We start from the raw sequence: 15,622 nt of genomic DNA, 5'->3' as shown, positions 1-15,622 counted from the left end.
TCGCGACCCTAGCGGGTGCCCTCCGTCGTCGCCGTCCGCGAGGGGCCCGGTCCGTAGAGTGGGCGCCGTGGACCCCCGCCCGGCACCGCCCCCGCGGGAGCGGTCCCTCCGCCTGGCGGAGCTGGCCGGCCGCCGCGTCGGCGTCTGGGGCCACGGCCGGGAGGGGCGCGCCGCGGTCTCGGCGGCGCTGGCGGCCGGTGCGGCGTCGGTCCTGGTGGCCGACAGCCGTCCCGTGGACCCGGCGGCGCTGCCCCCGGGCGTGACCGCCACCCCCGACGTCGCCGACCTGGGCGGCTGCGACGTCGTCTTCCGGTCCCCGGGCATCAGCCCCTACCGCGAGGACGCGCGGGCGCTGGCCGACCGCACGCTCGTGACCACCGGCACCGGGGTCGCGCTGGCGGAGGCCGCCGCGCGGGAGATCCCGGTCCTGTGCGTCACCGGCACGAAGGGCAAGAGCACGACCAGCGCACTGGCCGCCGCGGTCCTCACCGCCGCCGGGCGCCCGGCCGTGCACGCCGGCAACATCGGCACCCCGCTGCTCGACGTCCTGGACGAGGTCGGCGACCGGACGCTCGTCGTCGAGGTGTCGAGCTACCAGGCCGCCGCCGTCCCGGACTTCGCCGGCCGCGGCGCGCTCACCTCGCTGGCGCCGGAGCACCTCGACTGGCACGGCTCGGCCGAGACCTACTACCGCGACAAGCTGCGCGTCTTCGCCTCCTGCCCGGAGCGGTCGGTCGTGGTCAGCGCCCAGGCCCGGCTGCTCGCCGAGCAGCACCTCGACGCCGCCCAGCTGGTCGACCCCGCCGACGTGCTGCCCGCCGGCCTCGCCTCGCGCGTGCAGCCGGTCCACCTGCCCGGCGCGCACAACCGCAGCAACGTCGAGGTCGCGCTGGCCGCCTGCGCGCTGCTCGGCCTCGACCTCGCCGCCCGCGCCGACGACGTCACCGCCGCCGTCGCGGCCTTCCGCGCGCTGCCGCACCGGCTCTCGCCGGTGGCCACGCGGGACGGCGTCACGTTCGTCGACGACACGCTGAGCACCACGCCGGTCTCCGTCCTGGCCGCCCTCGACGCGCTGGCCGGCCGCCCGGTGACGCTCATCGCCGGCGGCCAGGACCGGGGTCTGGACTACACGGGCCTGGCCGCGACGTTGGTGGCCCGTCGGGAGGAGGTCGCCCTGGTGACCGTCCCCGACACCGGGGCCCGGCTGGCCGACGACGTCCGCCGGGCAGCAGCCGGTGCCGCCGTGCGCCTGACCGAGACGGCGTCGCTGGCCGAGGCGGTCGCGGCGGCGATCGCGGGCACCGCACCCGGCGGCGTCGTGCTGCTCTCGCCCGGCGCCCCGAGCTACAACCGCTTCCGCGACTTCGAGGAGTTGGCAGCCACCTATGAGCAGATCCTCGTCGACGCCGGCGCCGAGCGCGTCCCCGGTGTCTGAGACCGGCGTCGCCGCGACCGGCTCCTTCACCGTCGCCGACCGGTCCCTCGACCTCGCGACCGGCGAGGCGGCCTTCACCTACCGCCTCGGCGGCGACGAGTTCACCGAGCGGCTCACCCTCGACCCGGGGCTGCTGACCGGCCCGGCGCCGGCGCAGCTCGACGCCGCGCTGGACCTCGTGCACCTGGTCATGGGCACGAGCTACTACAAGCTCGCCGCGCCCGGCCGGGTCACCGTCGAGCGGCCGGTCACCGCCGCGCAGCTCGCTGTCGCGCAGGCCGCCTACACGCACGGCCTCGGCGAGTTCGCCGCGGTCAACCACCTGCCGGTGCCGCACCGCGTGGAGTTCGACGTCGAGGTGCGCGAGCCCGGCCCGGCCCCGGCCCGCGGCACGCGCGGCGCGCTGCTGCCCGTCGGCGGCGGCAAGGACTCCGCGCTGGCGCTCGTCGTCATCCCCGACGGGACGGCGCTGGCGGTCAACCCGACCGGCGCCCAGCGTGACGTCGCCCGCGCGGCCGGCGTGCCTCTGGTCGAGGTGCGGCGGAAGCTGGACCCGCTGCTGGCCGAGCGGACGGCGCAGGGCGGTCTCAACGGCCACGTGCCGGTGACCGCCATCAACTCCGCGATCGCCACGCTGGTCGCCGTCCTCGGCGGTCACGACCCGGTCGTGTTCGCCAACGAGCGCTCGGCCGACGAGGAGACCCTCACCGTCGACGGCGCCAGCGTGAACCACCAGTACTCGAAGTCCTACGAGTTCGAGCGGTTCTTCGCCGCGGCCGCCGCCGAGGTGGGCGCCGGCTACTTCAGCCTCACCCGGCAGCTGTCAGAGCTGGCCACGGTGGCCGCCGTCGCCGCCCTGCCGCTGCGGGCCGACATACTCAGCTGCAACCGCTCCTACACCCAGCGGCACCTGGGCGGGCAGGCCGAGCAGCGCTGGTGCCTGCACTGCGACAAGTGCCTGTTCACCTTCCTCTGCTTCGCCGTCTTCCTCACCCCGGCCGAGGCGGAGGAGATGTTCGGGGGCAATCCGCTCGCCGACCGCTCGCTGGCCGACGGGTTCCGGAAGCTGTGGGCCACGGAGAAGCCGTTCGACTGCGTGGGCGAGCGCGCCGAGAGCGCCGCGGCGATGGCCCACCTGGCGGCCAGCCGGTCGTGGGGCGACGCCCCGGTCGTGCGGGAGCTGGGCGCCGAGGCCGCGGCCGCGGCGGAGGTGACCGGCGCGACCGTCGCGCGGTTCCTCCCGCCGCGCGGCGAGCACGCCATCCCCGAGCGCTACCTGGAGTCCCTGGAGCGGGTGCTGGCCGGCGCCCGCAGCGCCGTCCTGTGAAGTAGGGACCCCCGTGCCCCCCCTCCGCTCGCAGGCTCGCGGCGGGACCCTGCACGAGGGCCGGGACATAGGCTCGCGGACGTGACGACCGAGCACGGTCCGGCCCCGCTGGCCGAGCGGCTGCGGGCCCGCGGCCTGCGGCTGACGCCGCAGCGCCAGCAGGTGCTGGCCGCCGTCGCCGAGCTCGACCACGCCACGCCCGAGGCCATCGGCGCGCGCTTGCGGGAGCAGGCCGGGCCCGGCGGCGCGGCGCCGGACACCTCGACGGTCTACCGCACCCTGGAGCTGCTCGAGCGCCTCGGCCTGGTCTGGCACACCCACCTGGGCAAGGGCGCGCCGGTCTACCACGCCTCCGAGCACCCGCACCTGCACGTCGTCTGCGCCTCCTGCGGGGAGATCTCCTCGGCCGACCCGGCACTGCTGGAGGAGGCCGCGGAACGTCTGGCCGCCGACCTGGGTTTCACCCTGGACGTGGGGCACGTCGCGCTGTCGGGGACGTGCCGCCGCTGTCGAGAGTCCGGGACACCGCAGGAATGACACCGCAGGAATGACACCGCAGGAATGACGAGGCACGCATGACCACCTCACCACTGGCCGAACGGCCGGGGGCCGTCGTCGCCGAGGGCACGACCGTCGCCGCCCACCACGGCGACCCCCTGCGCGAGCAGCGCCTGCTCGCCGAGGGGGCCGGGCTCGTCGACCGCAGCGACCGCGACGTCCTCACCGTCCCCGGTGCCGACCGGCTCCCCTGGCTGCACAGCCTGACCAGCCAGCACCTCGAGCGGCTGGCCGACGGCACCGGCACCGAGGCGCTGGTCCTCTCCCCGAACGGCCACGTCGAGCACCACCTGGTCCTCGCCGAGCTCGGCGGCACCACCTGGGCCGACGTCGAGCCCGGCACGGGCGCGGCGCTGCAGACCTTCCTCGACCGGATGCGGTTCATGCTCCGCGTCGAGCCCGCGCTGGTCACCGCCGACTGGGCGCTGCTGTCCCTCGTGGGCCCGCGCGCGCCGGAGGTGCTCGCCGCCGCCGGGCTGCCCGCGCCCGACGCGCCGTACGCCGTCACCCCGCTGCCCGACGGCGGCTGGGTGCGCCGGATGCCGGCCCTCGGCGACGGCGGCGCGACGGCGTTCGACCTGCTCGTGCCCCGTGCCGACCTCACCGCCCGTGCCGACGCGCTCACCGCCGCGGGCGCCGGCCCCGCCGGGCTCGACGCCTACGAGGCCCTGCGCGTGGAGGCCCGCCGGCCGCGGCTCGGCGTCGACACCGACCACCGCACCATCCCCAACGAGCTGGAGTGGCTGACCAGCGCCGTCCACCTCGAGAAGGGCTGCTACCGCGGTCAGGAGACCGTGGCGCGGGTGCACAACCTCGGCCGCCCGCCGCGGCGGCTGGTCCTGCTGCACCTCGACGGCGTCAGCGAGGACCTCGCCGTCCCCGGCACACCGGTGCTCTCGGGTGCCCGCGAGGTCGGCCGCACCGGCACCGTCGTGCGCCACCACGAGCTCGGCGTCGTCGCGCTCGCGCTGGTCAAGCAGTCGGTGGCCCCCGACGCCGAGCTCACCGTGGGCGGTTCCCGCGCGTCCGTCGACCCCGACGACGCCCCCGCCGCGCTCGACGACACCCGGGCGGCGGCCCGCGACCGGGTCCGCGCGGTCCGGTCTGCCACCATCGGGCGGTGACCTCCGTGAGCCCCTCCCCGACGCCCGCCGGCGGTGCGGCCGTCGACGCGCTGCTCGACCCCGGCTTCCTCGAGGACGTGCAGTCCCGCCCCATGGGCGAGGTGCGCGGGCTGCGCCGGCGCGCCGAGCAGGAGGAGGTCAACCTCTCCTACACGCGGCGGCTGCTGCAGGGCCGGCTCGACATCGTCCGCCGCGAGCTGCAGCGCCGGGCCGAGCACGACGGGCGCTCCCTGGTCGACCTGCTGCCGGAGATCCTCTCCGAGAAGGGCCGCGGCCCCGCGCACGGCCTGGGCCGGCACCAGACGGTGCAGCCGGCCGCGCCGGAGGTCTACGAGTCCTGGGTGCACGGCCTGACGCCCGACGTCGACCTGTCCGACGTCGCCGGCCTCCCCGACGCCGACCTCGAGCGGGCCGCCCGCGCGCTGGCCGCCGCCGAGGGGTCGCTGTCGGAGCGGCGCCGCGGCGTGCAGCAGGTGATGGACGCCCTCGCCGGGGAGCTGGCCCGCCGCTACCGCAGCGGCGAGGCCGACGTCGCCGCCCTGCTCGCCTCCGAGGGTCGCCATTAGCGGGTGGCCCGACGCGCCGGTCCTCGTCGAGGTCTGGCGCTCGGGGTTCCTGGAGTCCGTGCACCGCGGCGCGGTCGTCGTCCTGGGGCCCGACGGCGCGGTGCGCTGGTCGGCCGGCGACGTCGACCGCCCGGTGCTGCCGCGCTCGTCCAACAAGCCGGTGCAGGCCACCGCCTACCTCGACGCCGGGTGGCAGCCGCGCTCCGGTGAGGAGCTCGCCATCGCCGCCGGCTCGCACGCCGGCGAGGACGGCCACCGCGACACCGCCGCCGGGATCCTCGCCACCGCCGGCCTCGGGCCCGACGCCCTGGGCTGCCCGGCCGCGCTGCCCGGGCACGAGCCGACCCGCGCGGCCTGGACCGTCGCCGGCCGCGCGCCCGAGCGGCTGGCCTTCAACTGCTCCGGCAAGCACGCCGCGATGCTGGCCTCCTGCGTCGCCGCGGGCTGGCCCACCGACGGCTACCTCGACCCCGGCCACCCGCTGCAGCAGGCCATCGAGGCACGGCTCGGCGAGGCGGCGGAGGAGCCGGTGGCCGCCGTCGTCGTCGACGGGTGCGGCGCGCCCCAGCACGGGCTGTCGCTCGCCGGGCTGGCGCGCGGGCTGCGCTCGCTGGTCGACGCCGAGCCCGGCACCCCGGGACGGGCCGTCGCCGACGCGATGCGTGCCCACCCCTGGTACGTCGCCGGCACCGACCGCGACGACACCCTCCTCATGGAGACCGTCCCCGGCCTGCTCGGAAAGGGCGGGGCCGACGGCGTGCACGTCGCGGCGCTCCCGGGCCGCGGCGCGATCGCCTACAAGCTCGACGACGGCGGTGACCGCGGCCGGTCGCCGGTGCTCGCCGCGGCGCTGCGCCGGCTCGGGGTGGACGCCGACGCGCTCGCCCGGTGGACCGTCACGCCCGTCACCGGCGGCGACGGCGTCGTCGGGGAGGTCCGGCCCTCGGCGGTCCTCACCGGCTGAGCGGGCAGCGACACGCCGGGTGTGAGGGGACTCACGCGCCGGTGCTAGCAGTAGCGCTTGCAACTGCTAGCACCCCTGGTTACCGTCGAGTACGTGCAGACCCCCGGCGAGTTCGTGAGCGGTCAGGTGAGGTCGGTCCGCGAGAAGGTGGACCTCCTCGCGGGCAGCGTCGCGGAGACGGTCGCGGCCGAGGCCCAGCAGGTCTCGGCGGTGCGCTCGCAGGTGGGTGAGTACATCCGGGAGCAGCGCAGCGCCGCCCGGGTGTCCCTGCGCGAGCTCGCCCGCACCGCGGGGGTGAGCAACCCCTACCTGTCCCAGGTGGAACGGGGGCTGCGCAAGCCGTCGGCGGAGATCCTCGCCGCCATCGCCCGGGGTCTGAAGATCTCCGCCGAGTCGCTCTACGAGCAGGCCGGGATCCTCGACCGGCGGGCCGGCAACCCCGACACGGTCGCGGCCATCCGGTCCGACGACCAGCTCTCCGAGCGGCACAAGGCCGTGCTGATCGAGCTGTACGAGACCTACGTCCGCGAGTTCGCGGCCACGAGCACCCCGCAGCACCCCACCCCGAGCTCCGCGCCCGGAACCGACCCGAACCCCTCCAAGGAGTCCGCATGACCACCGCCACCACCCTGCTCGAGCAGGTCGCCGAGCGCGGCCGCCGTCCCCTCCTCGTCGCCGTCGGCGCCGGTGACCTCGCCGTCGAGCAGGCCCGCACCGTCCTGACCACGCTGCGCGCCCGCGCCGAGGCCCTCCCCGGCGAGGCCCAGGTCCAGGTCGACCTGGCCACCAAGGAGGCCCGCACCCGCGCCGAGCAGGCCGTCGCCCAGGCCCGCGAGAACAGCCGCCAGCTGGCCGTCGCCGTCCGTCCCGACACGGTCGTGAGCACCGTCGCCGGCCTGGTCGAGCAGGCCCGCGCCCAGGCCACCACCGCCGTCGAGCAGCTGGCCGAGCGTGGCGCCGACGTGCTGCAGGAGCTGCGTCGCCAGCCCGGCATCCGCCGCTTCGTCGTCCGCGCCGAGCAGGCCGTCGACACCGTCGAGGACGTCGTCGAGGACGCCATCCAGGAGACCGCGGAGGCCGTGAACGAGGCCTCCAACGAGGTCACCTCGCTGGTCCAGAAGGCCGCCGGCAAGACCACCAAGGCCGCCGCCAAGGCCGAGAAGGCCGTCGACGAGGCCGCCGAGCAGGCCAAGTCCGTGATCGAGGAGACCGCCGAGGCCGCCGACGAGGCGACCGCGAAGGCCGCCCGCAAGCCGGCCAAGCGCACCACCCCGGCCCGCGCCAAGGCCACCGGCACCTCGACCCGCGTGTCGCGCGCCCGCACCACCAAGAGCACCGACTGAGCAAGGACCCCCTCCTCCCCACCCCTCGCTAGCTCGGGGCGGTGCCCTGGAGGGGGCCACACAGACCAGGGCCCCGGAGCTGCACCAGCGCTCCGGGGCCCTGTCGCGTCCGGGACCCCTCGCGGGGGAGGCCCGACGGCGTCCCCGGCGGGTACCCTCCCCGGCATGGGGTTCGACTTCGCGCTCGTCGAGGGCCTGCGGCTGGTGATGCTCGCCGTCGCCGCCTGGGCGTTCGTCGACGCGGTCATCCGCCCGGCCGCCGGTTACGTCGCCGTCGGCAAGCTCACCAAGCCGGCCTGGGCGGCGATCACCGCGCTGGCCGCCGTGATCCTCTACCTGCAGGGCCCGATGAGCTTCCTCGGGCTGCCCGCGGTGATCGCCACCGTGGTCTACCTGGTCGACGTGCGCCCCGCGGTCCGCGGGGTCCAGCGCGGCAACAACAGCTGGTGAGCCGGCCCGCCGCGCGTGCGGCGGGTCAGTAGCGGTCGTCCCGGGGCATCAGCGCCCACAGGACCAGGTACGCGATGAACTGCGGGCCCGGCAGGATGCAGGAGACGACGAAGGCCAGTCGCAGGGCCCCGGTGGAGATGCCGTAGCGGCGCGCGATCCCGGCGCACACCCCGGCGATCACCTTGTTGCGCGAGTCACGGGCCAGCCGGCGGGGAACGGGTGCGGGATACGTCATGTCCCGACCCTAGGCGCGGCCGGCCGCCGCGGGCATCGGGGAAGACCCTGGTCAGCGGCCGAAGACCCCTGGGGGTGGCTCCGGTGAGGGCGCGGCGTCGGCGTCGTGCACCGGCCGGGCGTTCCCGGCGAACCGGCTGAGGTCGTCCCCGGCCACCACCCGCGCGGGCATCGGATCGCCCGCGCAGCGCCGGGTCAGCGCCGCCACCGCCAGCTCCGCGTCCGAGGCCACCGCCACGAGGTTGCCGAAGCGGCGTCCGCGCAGCGTGCCCGGCTCGGCGAGTACGGCGACCTGCCGGAAGACCGCGCACAGCGTCGCCACCTGGCCGCGGGCGAAGCGCAGCGGCGGGCCGTCGGCGACGTTGGCCGCCAGCACCCCGCCCGGCCGCAGGACCCGGTGCGCCTCGGCGGCGTACTCGACCGTCGTCAGGTGGGCGGGGGTGCGGGCACCGGCGAAGACGTCGCTGACCACGACGTCGGCGCTCCCCGTCGGGAGGGCGGCCAGCCCGGCGCGGGCGTCGGCCGCCCGAACCCGGACGCGCGCGCCCCGGGGGAGGGGCAGGTGCGTCCGCACGAGGTCGGTCAGCCGCTGGTCGAGTTCCACCACCCGCTGCCGCGAGCCCGGGCGGGTCACCGCCACGTAGCGGGCCAGCGTGAGCGCACCGCCGCCGAGGTGGACGACGTCGAGCGGGTCGCCCTCGGGCGCGGCGAGGTCGAGCACGTGGCCCATCCGGCGGACGTACTCGAACTCCAGGTGGGCGGGCTCGTCGAGGTCGACGTGGGACTGCGGCGTGCCGTTCACCATCAGCACCCAGCAGCCGTCGCGGTCGGCGTCGCCGAGCAGTTCGGCGGTCCCGCCGTCGACCTCGGTGGGGCCCGGCGGGAGCACCTCCGGCCGCGCACGCCTCACGACGGCGCCACGGCCGACCAGCGCACGGTCAGCTCCCCGTGCCGCCAGCGCCGGCTGCTGCCCACCAGCGGCCACCCGTCGTCGGCGAGCGCCTGGACCGCGGCGACCCAGCGCTGCCGCGGACCGAACGTCGACAGGCCCGCCGCCGAGGCCCACGCGGCGTCCAGAGCGCGCAGCAGGTCGTGCACCGGCTGCCCGGGCACGTTGTGGTGGATGAGCGCCTTGGGCAGCCGCTCGGCGAGGTCGGAGGGACGGTCGAGGTCGGAGACCCGGGCGGCCAGGGTGAGGGTCAGCGGCCCGTCCGCGTCGAGCGCCACCCAGGTGGAGCGCCGTCCCCACTCGTCGCAGGTGCCCTCGACCAGCAGCCCGCCCGGCCCCAGGGCGGCGCACATCGTCTCCCAGGCGCGCGCGGCCGACGCCTCGTCGTACTGGCGCAGCACGTTGAACGCCCGCACCAGCACCGGCTGCAGCCCGGCCAGCTCGAAGCCCCCCACGCGGAAGTCCACGCGCGGCGGGTCGCGGTCGTCGGCGACGGCGGCCACGCGCTCCGGGTCGATCTCCAGGCCGACCACCTCGAGCCCCTGCACCTCGGCGCCCAGCCGCTCGGCCAGCTCCAGGGTGGTCACCGCCGAGGAGCCGTAGCCGAGGTCGACCACCAGCGGGCGGGCCGCGTCGCGCAGCCGCGGGACCTGGGTGGCCACCAGCCAGCGGTCGACGCGGCGCAGCCGGTTGGCGTTGGTGGTGCCCCGCGTGGGCAGCCCCAGCGCCCGGGCCCGGCCCGCCGCCAGCCGCGGGTGGGCCTTCTTCGGGGCCAGCTCAGCCCGGCGCTTGTGCCCGCTGCCCCCCTCGCTCACCGGTGCCGAGGGTAGTCGGCGTCCCCGGCCGGTCTGCGCCGCGCGGCTACCGTGGGCGGGTGCTCGTCCGATCCGACGCCCGTCTCGCCGACCTCACCACGCTGGGGGTCGGCGGCCCCGTCGAGCGCCTGGTCGAGGTCACCGACGCCGCCGAGCTGGTCGCCGCCGTCCGGGAGGCCGACGAGGCCGGCCGGCCGCTGCTGGTGCTCGGCGGCGGCTCCAACCTGGTCGCGCCCGACGACGGGTGGGCCGGCGACGTCGTCGCGGTGCGCAGCCGCGGCGTCGAGCGGCGCGGCGACGTCCTGGAGGTGCAGGCCGGCGAGGACTGGGACGACCTGGTCGCGCTCACCGTGGAGGCGGAGCTGGCCGGGATGGAGGCGCTGTCGGGGATCCCCGGCTCGACCGGCGCCACCCCGGTGCAGAACGTCGGCGCCTACGGCCAAGAGGTCGCGCAGACGCTCACCGCCGTCCGCGTCTACGACCGCGCCGAGAAGCGTGAGCGGACGCTGGGCGCCGCGGAGTGCGCCTTCGGCTACCGCGACAGCCGGCTCAAGCGCGAGCCCGGCCGGTTCGTCGTCCTCACCGTCACCTTCGCGCTGGAACCCGGGCCGCTGTCCCGGCCGGTGGGCTACGCGGAGCTGGCCAAGCGGCTGGGCGTGGAGCTGGGCGGGCGGGCGCCGCTGGCCGACGTCCGCGCGGCCGTGCTCGACCTGCGCCGGGGCAAGGGCATGGTCGTCGACCCGGCCGACCCCGACACCCGCAGCGCCGGGTCGTTCTTCACCAACCCCGTGGTCCCGGCCGAGCAGGCCGTGCCCGGCTGCCCGAGCTGGCCGGCCGGCGACGGCATGGTCAAGCTCAGCGCCGCCTGGCTCGTGCAGTCGGCCGGCTTCGGCCGCGGCACCCGCGCGGGCCGGGTCGGGACGTCGTCGCGGCACAGCCTGGCGCTGACCACCGAACCCGGCGCCACCGCCGCGGAGCTCATGGCCTTCGCCGCCCGCGTGATCGAGGCCGTCCGCGACCGCTTCGGCGTCACCCTGGTCCCCGAGCCCACGAGGCTGTGACCCGGTCGCCCTCTCGGACGGCCCTCCTGCAGGGGCCCGCCGCGAGCCTGCGAGCGGTGGGGGCAGGAGGGTCCCTACTCAGTCGGTCTCGCGGTGGACCTTGTGCTGGGCGGCCTGGGCGCGCGGGCGGACGACGAGCAGGTCGACGTTGACGTGGTGCGGGCGGGTCAGCGCCCAGGCGATGCAGTCGGCGACGTCCTCGGCCACCAGCGGCTCGCGCACGCCCCGGTAGACGGCGTCGGCCTTCTCCTTGCTGCCGGTGCGGTTGAGGGAGAACTCCTCGGTGCGCACCATCCCGGGCGCGATCTCGATGACCCGCACCGGCTCGGCGACCAGTTCCAGCCGCAGCGTGCCGGCCAGCGTGTGCACGCCATGTTTGGCCGCGGTGTAGGACGCGCCGCCCTCGTAGCTGACCAGGCCCGCCGTCGAGCCGACGAAGAGCACGTCGCCGGCGCCGGAGGCCCGCAGCGCGGGGAGCAGCGCCTTGGTCAGCCGGACGGTGCCCAGCACGTTGACCTCGTAGGTGCGCGCCCACGAGTCCAGGTCGGCCTCGGCCACGGGGGTGGCGTCGAAGGCACCGCCGGCGTTGTTGACCAGCACGTCGACCTGCGGCAGCTCCGCCGCGAACGCCTCCACCGACGCGGGGTCGGTGACGTCGAGGGGCAGCGCCCGGGCGCCGATCCGCCCGGCCAGTGCGGTCAGCCGGTCCATCCGCCGGGCCCCGAGGACGACGTCGAAGCCCTCGGCCGCCAGCCGTTCGGCGGTGGCGGCGCCGATGCCGCTCGAGGCGCCGGTGACGACGGCGGTGCGGCCGCTCCCGGGCAGCGGACGCGGGCCGGAGGAGGAGACATCGGCAACACCGGGCATGTGGTCATCCTGACGCTGTTGCAGGATGGAGAGTCGACAGGGGTGCCGGAACGGTGCCCGGGACGGGCGAGGCAGGAGGTCGGAGTGCCTGCTCGCCGCTTCCTCCCCGCGCGCATGCCCCGCCGGGTGGCGACGATCTCGGTGCACACCAGCCCGCTCGACCAGCCCGGTGCCGGTGACGCCGGGGGCATGAACGTCTACATCGTCGAGGTCTCCCGCCGGCTGGCCGCCCGCGGCATCGCCGTCGACGTCTTCACCCGCGCCACCTCCAGCGACCTGCCGCCCGTGGTCGAGATGAGCCCGGGCGTCACCGTGCGGCACGTCAGCGCCGGCCCGTTCGAGGGCCTGGGCAAGGAGGAGCTGCCCGGCCAGCTGTGCGCGTTCACCGCGGGCGTGCTGCGGGAGGAGGCCCAGCACGAGCCGGGCCACTACGACGTCGTCCACTCGCACTACTGGCTGTCCGGCCAGGTCGGCTGGCTGGCGCGCGACCGGTGGAGCGTGCCGCTGATCCACACCGCGCACACCCTCGCCAAGGTGAAGAACGCCGCGCTGGCCGACGGCGACCGGCCCGAGCCGCGCGCCCGCGTGATCGGCGAGGAGCAGGTGGTGGCCGAGGCCGACCGCCTGGTGGCCAACACCGAGGAGGAGGCCCGGCAGCTCGTCGAGCACTACGGCGCCGACCCGCGCCGCACCCTCGTCGTCCCGCCGGGCGTCGACCTCGACCGGTTCACCCCCGGCGACCGCGCCGCCGCCCGCCGCGCGCTGGGCGTGCCCGCCGACGCCGTCGTCCTGACCTTCGTCGGCCGCATCCAGCCGCTCAAGGCGCCCGACCTGCTGCTCACCACCGCCGCCCGCATGCTCGACGACGACCCGGCGCTGCGGTCGCGGCTGCAGGTGCACGTCGTCGGGGCGCCCAGCGGCTCGGGGCTGGAGGCGCCGCGGCAGCTGGAGGAGCTGGCGGCGTCGCTGGGCATCGCCGACCTGGTGCGCTTCCTGCCGCCGCAGCCGCCCGAGCGGCTGGCCCTGCACTACCGCGCCGCCGACGTCGCCGTCGTCCCGAGCCACAACGAGTCCTTCGGCCTGGTCGCCCTGGAGGCGCAGGCCTGCGGGACGCCGGTGGTCGCCGCGTCGGTCGGCGGGCTGCGGACGGCGGTCCGCGATGGCGTCTCCGGCGTCCTGGTCGACGGCCGGGACCCGGCGGCCTACGCCGCGGCCGTCCGCGCGGTGCTCGAGCGCCGGGAACTGATGGGCGCCGGAGCCCGCCGGCACGCCGCCGCCTTCTCCTGGGACCGCACCGCCGACGCGCTGGTCGACGCCTACGCCGCGGCCGCCGCGGAGATGGCCGGTGTCGCGCGGCGGGCGTTGCGGCCGGTGGCCGGCGTCGCCCTCGGGACGCAGGTGGCCTGGTGAGCGGAGGTTCCCGGTGAGCGAGGGCATCGGCGAGGCGCGCACCGCCCGCGCGGTCGTCGTCGCCGCGCTGGACGCGGTCATCGACCGGACCCTGCGCGACGCCGAGCTGGTGCACGAGCACCCCGCGCCCGGGCGGTGGCTGGTCGACCTGCCCGGCACCAAGAAGCTCAAGACCGTGTGCGGCCTGATCGTGGGCGAGCACGCGCTGCGGGTGGAGGCCTTCGTCTGCCGCCAGCCCGACGAGAACCGCGAGCAGCTGTGGACCTACCTGCTGCAGCACAACGCGCGCATGTACGGCGTCGCGTACTCGGTCGACCGCGTCGGCGACGTCTATCTCACCGGCCGGGTGCCGCACGCCGCGGTGACCCCCGAGGAGCTCGACCGGCTGCTCGGCGCGGTCCTCAACTACGCCGACGACCACTTCAACACGATGCTCGAGATCGGCTTCGGCACCTCGATCCGCCGCGAGTGGGACTGGCGGGTCAAGCGCGGGGAGTCGCTGCGCAACCTCGAGGCCTTCGCCGCGTTCGCGCAGGCGGGCCGGACCGAGCCCGCCGACGGCGGAGGAGCGCCCCCGCCGGAGAGCGGGGGATGACCACCACCGGGCGGGCCCCGGCGGCGCCGGCCGTCGAGGAGCGCCCCGGCTACGCCCGGCGCTGGTGGGTGCTCGCCACCATGACCGTCTGCCTGCTCGTGGTGATCACGGGCAACACGACGCTCAACGTGGCCATCCCGACCCTGCAGCGCGAGCTCGGCGCCACCCAGGGCGAGCTGCAGTGGGCCGTCGACGCCTACATCGTCGTCTTCGCCGGGCTGCTGTTCACCTGGGGCGTCATCGGCGACCGCATCGGCCGCCGCCGCGTCCTGCTCATCGGGCTGTCGATCTTCGCCGGCGGTTCGGTGTTCGCGGCGTTCTCCGACAGCCCGCTGGAGCTCATCGCCTGGCGGGCGGTGATGGGGATCGGCGGCGCGGCGGTGCAGCCGACGACGCTCGCCGTCATCACCAACGTCTTCCCGGCCGGCGAGCGCGGCCGCGCCATCGGCATCTGGGCGGCGACGGCCGGGCTCGCCGTCGCCGGCGGACCGCTGGCCAGCGGGCTGGTGCTCACGCACTTCTGGTGGGGTGCGATCTTCCTCATCGGCGTGCCGGTCGCCGTGCTCGGCGTCGTCGGCACGCTGGTGTTCGTGCCGGAGTCGCGCGACCCCGACCCCGGCCGGCTCGACCTCCCGGGCGTGCTGCTGTCGATCGCCGCCCTGGCCGGGCTGGTCTACGGGATCATCCACGGCGGGTCGGGGGTGGGCTGGGCGACGCCGGGCGTGCTGGTCCCGCTCGTCGGCGGCGCGCTGCTCATGGTGCTGTTCGTCTGGCTGCAGCGGCGCTCCTCGCACCCGGCGCTCGACGTCTCGCTGTTCCGCAACCCGGCGTTCTCCGCCGCGGCGGCCGCGCTGGGGCTGAACTTCTTCGCCCTGATGGGCGCCACCTTCTACCTCGTGTACTACCTGCAGGGCGCCCGCGGTTACGACCCCCTGCAGTCCGGTGCCGCGCTCATCCCGGTGGCGCTGGGCATGGCGGTCATGGCGCCGCGCAGCTCCCGGCTGGCCGAGCGGTTCGGCGCCAAGGCCGTCTGCGCCACCGGCTTCGTGCTCATCACGCTGTCGTTCCTGGGCTTCCAGCTGCTCGACGAGGCCGCTCCGCTGTGGCTGCTGCTCACCACGCTCACCGTGCAGGGGCTCGGCATGGGCGCGGTGATGGCGCCGGCCACCGAGTCGATCATGTCGGTGGTGCCGCGGGACAAGGCCGGCGCGGGCGCGGCGGTCAACAACACCGTCCGCCAGGTCGGCGGGGCGCTCGGGGTGGCCATCCTCGGCTCGGTGCTGGCCACCGCCTACGCCGCCAACCTCGGCCCCGCCGTCGACGTGCTGCCCGCCGGCGCGCGCGACGAGGCCAGCACCTCGATCGCCGCCACGCTCGAGGCGGCCCGGACGACGGCGGAGGAGGCGCGGGCGGCCGGCGAGCCCGGCGCCGCCGCGGCCGCCGACGCGCTGGCCGACACCGCGCGCGAGGCCTTCGTCTCGGCGATGCACCTGACCGCGGTCGGGACCGCGGCGGCCGCGGCGGTGGCCGCCGCCGTCGTCCTGGTCTGGATGCCCGGCAGGCGCCGGCCGGGCGCGCAGGAGGCCTCCTCCCCCTAGCGTGGAGGGGGTGCAGGACCCGCCCGCCGCGCAGGAGAGGCTCGGCCGCGCGCTGATCGGCGTGGTGGCCGCGTCCGGGCTGGTCTACCCGCTGCTGCTGTGCGCCGTGCAGCTCGTGCTCACCCAGCTGTTCGTCGTCGACGTCGCCGCCACCGCGCTGTGGCTGGCGGTCGCGCTGACCTGCAGCGTGGCGCTGGTCGCCGCCGTCCGCTGGGGTGCCTCGCGGCGGGTGCGGAGCCCGTGGCTGCTGGCCGGGCTGGCGCCGCCGGTGCTCTACGAGGCCTGGGTGCTCTGGCCGCTGGTGAGCTGAGCGGACCGGGCGCGGC

General features: G+C 76.5%; 18 protein-coding genes. 14 read left to right on the top strand and 4 right to left on the bottom strand.

Annotation, left to right across the window (positions count from 1 at the left end):
• The first annotated feature begins 67 nt into the window (after positions 1-67).
• The 9 genes from murD (at position 68) to FN207_RS01635 (ending at position 7,767) form a co-directional block, all read left to right on the top strand.
• Complete coding sequence (murD, locus tag FN207_RS01675; protein WP_185938099.1) at positions 68-1,435, top strand: UDP-N-acetylmuramoyl-L-alanine--D-glutamate ligase; 1,368 nt, start codon at positions 68-70, stop codon at positions 1,433-1,435.
• Positions 1,428-2,762 carry a MurL-like N-terminal domain-containing gene (locus FN207_RS01670; RefSeq protein WP_142456620.1) on the top strand — a complete coding sequence of 445 codons (1,335 nt, stop codon included), beginning with the start codon at positions 1,428-1,430 and terminating at the stop codon, positions 2,760-2,762. Before murD ends, FN207_RS01670 begins: the two co-directional genes overlap by 8 nt.
• Positions 2,763-2,843: 81 nt before the next feature.
• Complete coding sequence (locus tag FN207_RS01665; protein ID WP_110905823.1) at positions 2,844-3,299, top strand: Fur family transcriptional regulator; 456 nt, start codon at positions 2,844-2,846, stop codon at positions 3,297-3,299.
• 38 nt (positions 3,300-3,337) lie between these two features.
• On the top strand, positions 3,338-4,444 hold the full coding sequence (gene ygfZ / locus FN207_RS01660; protein WP_142456619.1) for a CAF17-like 4Fe-4S cluster assembly/insertion protein YgfZ: 1,107 nt from the start codon (positions 3,338-3,340) through the stop codon (positions 4,442-4,444).
• A complete protein-coding gene (locus FN207_RS01655) occupies positions 4,441-5,010 on the top strand; it encodes an RsiG family protein (protein ID WP_246065677.1) in 570 nt (189 codons plus the stop codon). Before ygfZ ends, FN207_RS01655 begins: the two co-directional genes overlap by 4 nt.
• Entirely contained in the window at positions 5,006-5,974 is a 969-nt protein-coding gene (locus FN207_RS01650) for an asparaginase (RefSeq protein WP_142456618.1), read from the top strand. The genes FN207_RS01655 and FN207_RS01650 overlap by 5 nt, the downstream gene beginning before the upstream one ends.
• Positions 5,975-6,067: 93 nt before the next feature.
• Entirely contained in the window at positions 6,068-6,589 is a 522-nt protein-coding gene (locus tag FN207_RS01645; protein ID WP_110905820.1) for a helix-turn-helix domain-containing protein, read from the top strand.
• Positions 6,586-7,317 carry a hypothetical protein gene (locus tag FN207_RS01640; protein ID WP_142456617.1) on the top strand — a complete coding sequence of 244 codons (732 nt, stop codon included), beginning with the start codon at positions 6,586-6,588 and terminating at the stop codon, positions 7,315-7,317. The genes FN207_RS01645 and FN207_RS01640 overlap by 4 nt, the downstream gene beginning before the upstream one ends.
• Before the next feature lie 165 nt (positions 7,318-7,482).
• Positions 7,483-7,767: a DUF2516 family protein gene (locus FN207_RS01635; protein ID WP_142456616.1), complete on the top strand. Its 285-nt coding sequence runs from the start codon at positions 7,483-7,485 to the stop codon at positions 7,765-7,767.
• 25 nt (positions 7,768-7,792) lie between these two features.
• Here the strand turns inward: FN207_RS01635 and FN207_RS01630 are convergent, their stop codons facing one another.
• The 3 genes from FN207_RS01630 to FN207_RS01620 are packed head-to-tail and all read right to left on the bottom strand — an operon-like array spanning position 7,793 to position 9,765.
• Complete coding sequence (locus FN207_RS01630; protein WP_142456615.1) at positions 7,793-8,002, bottom strand: PspC domain-containing protein; 210 nt, start codon at positions 8,000-8,002, stop codon at positions 7,793-7,795.
• Between the two features lie 51 nt (positions 8,003-8,053).
• Positions 8,054-8,911: a spermidine synthase gene (locus FN207_RS01625; RefSeq protein WP_221887989.1), complete on the bottom strand. Its 858-nt coding sequence runs from the start codon at positions 8,909-8,911 to the stop codon at positions 8,054-8,056.
• Positions 8,908-9,765 carry a class I SAM-dependent methyltransferase gene (locus FN207_RS01620; protein WP_142456614.1) on the bottom strand — a complete coding sequence of 286 codons (858 nt, stop codon included), beginning with the start codon at positions 9,763-9,765 and terminating at the stop codon, positions 8,908-8,910. The genes FN207_RS01625 and FN207_RS01620 overlap by 4 nt, the downstream gene beginning before the upstream one ends.
• A 59-nt stretch (positions 9,766-9,824) precedes the next feature.
• Here FN207_RS01620 and FN207_RS01615 point away from each other — a divergent pair, with 59 nt between their 5' ends.
• Entirely contained in the window at positions 9,825-10,826 is a 1,002-nt protein-coding gene (locus FN207_RS01615) for a UDP-N-acetylmuramate dehydrogenase (protein WP_142456613.1), read from the top strand.
• 78 nt (positions 10,827-10,904) lie between these two features.
• Here FN207_RS01615 and FN207_RS01610 read toward each other — a convergent pair whose 3' ends face one another.
• The gene (locus FN207_RS01610; protein ID WP_142456612.1) at positions 10,905-11,693 is read right to left on the bottom strand and encodes an SDR family oxidoreductase; all 789 of its coding nucleotides are present in this window, start codon (positions 11,691-11,693) and stop codon (positions 10,905-10,907) included.
• An 84-nt stretch (positions 11,694-11,777) separates the two neighbouring features.
• Here FN207_RS01610 and mshA point away from each other — a divergent pair, with 84 nt between their 5' ends.
• Genes mshA through FN207_RS01590 form a run of 4 tightly spaced genes read left to right on the top strand, consistent with a single transcriptional unit; the run spans position 11,778 to position 15,606 of the window.
• A complete protein-coding gene (mshA, locus tag FN207_RS01605) occupies positions 11,778-13,103 on the top strand; it encodes a D-inositol-3-phosphate glycosyltransferase (protein WP_246065674.1) in 1,326 nt (441 codons plus the stop codon).
• A gap of 13 nt (positions 13,104-13,116) precedes the next feature.
• Positions 13,117-13,698, top strand: a complete 582-nt coding sequence (locus FN207_RS01600) for a type III secretion system chaperone family protein (RefSeq protein WP_246065673.1) — start codon at positions 13,117-13,119, stop codon at positions 13,696-13,698.
• Positions 13,695-15,296: an MFS transporter gene (locus FN207_RS01595; RefSeq protein WP_142456611.1), complete on the top strand. Its 1,602-nt coding sequence runs from the start codon at positions 13,695-13,697 to the stop codon at positions 15,294-15,296. The genes FN207_RS01600 and FN207_RS01595 overlap by 4 nt, the downstream gene beginning before the upstream one ends.
• Positions 15,297-15,306: 10 nt before the next feature.
• Positions 15,307-15,606 carry a hypothetical protein gene (locus tag FN207_RS01590; RefSeq protein ID WP_142456610.1) on the top strand — a complete coding sequence of 100 codons (300 nt, stop codon included), beginning with the start codon at positions 15,307-15,309 and terminating at the stop codon, positions 15,604-15,606.
• Positions 15,607-15,622: the final 16 nt, after the last annotated feature.

Source organism: Geodermatophilus aquaeductus, from assembly GCF_900182545.1.
In the GTDB taxonomy this organism is placed as follows: Bacteria; Actinomycetota; Actinomycetes; order Mycobacteriales; family Geodermatophilaceae; genus Geodermatophilus; species Geodermatophilus aquaeductus.
This window is presented reverse-complemented; position numbering and strand designations above follow the sequence as displayed.

What these genes read in the sequence shown, in the direction of transcription:
- ygfZ (WP_142456619.1), top strand. Translation starts at nt 3,338, where the DNA reads ATGACCACCTCACCACTGGCCGAACGGCCGGGGGCCGTCGTCGCCGAG.
- FN207_RS01640 (WP_142456617.1), top strand. Translation starts at nt 6,586, where the DNA reads ATGACCACCGCCACCACCCTGCTCGAGCAGGTCGCCGAGCGCGGCCGC.
- FN207_RS01635 (WP_142456616.1), top strand. Translation starts at nt 7,483, where the DNA reads ATGGGGTTCGACTTCGCGCTCGTCGAGGGCCTGCGGCTGGTGATGCTC.
- FN207_RS01630 (WP_142456615.1), bottom strand. Translation starts at nt 8,002, where the DNA reads ATGACGTATCCCGCACCCGTTCCCCGCCGGCTGGCCCGTGACTCGCGC.
- FN207_RS01610 (WP_142456612.1), bottom strand. Translation starts at nt 11,693, where the DNA reads ATGCCCGGTGTTGCCGATGTCTCCTCCTCCGGCCCGCGTCCGCTGCCC.
- FN207_RS01595 (WP_142456611.1), top strand. Translation starts at nt 13,695, where the DNA reads ATGACCACCACCGGGCGGGCCCCGGCGGCGCCGGCCGTCGAGGAGCGC.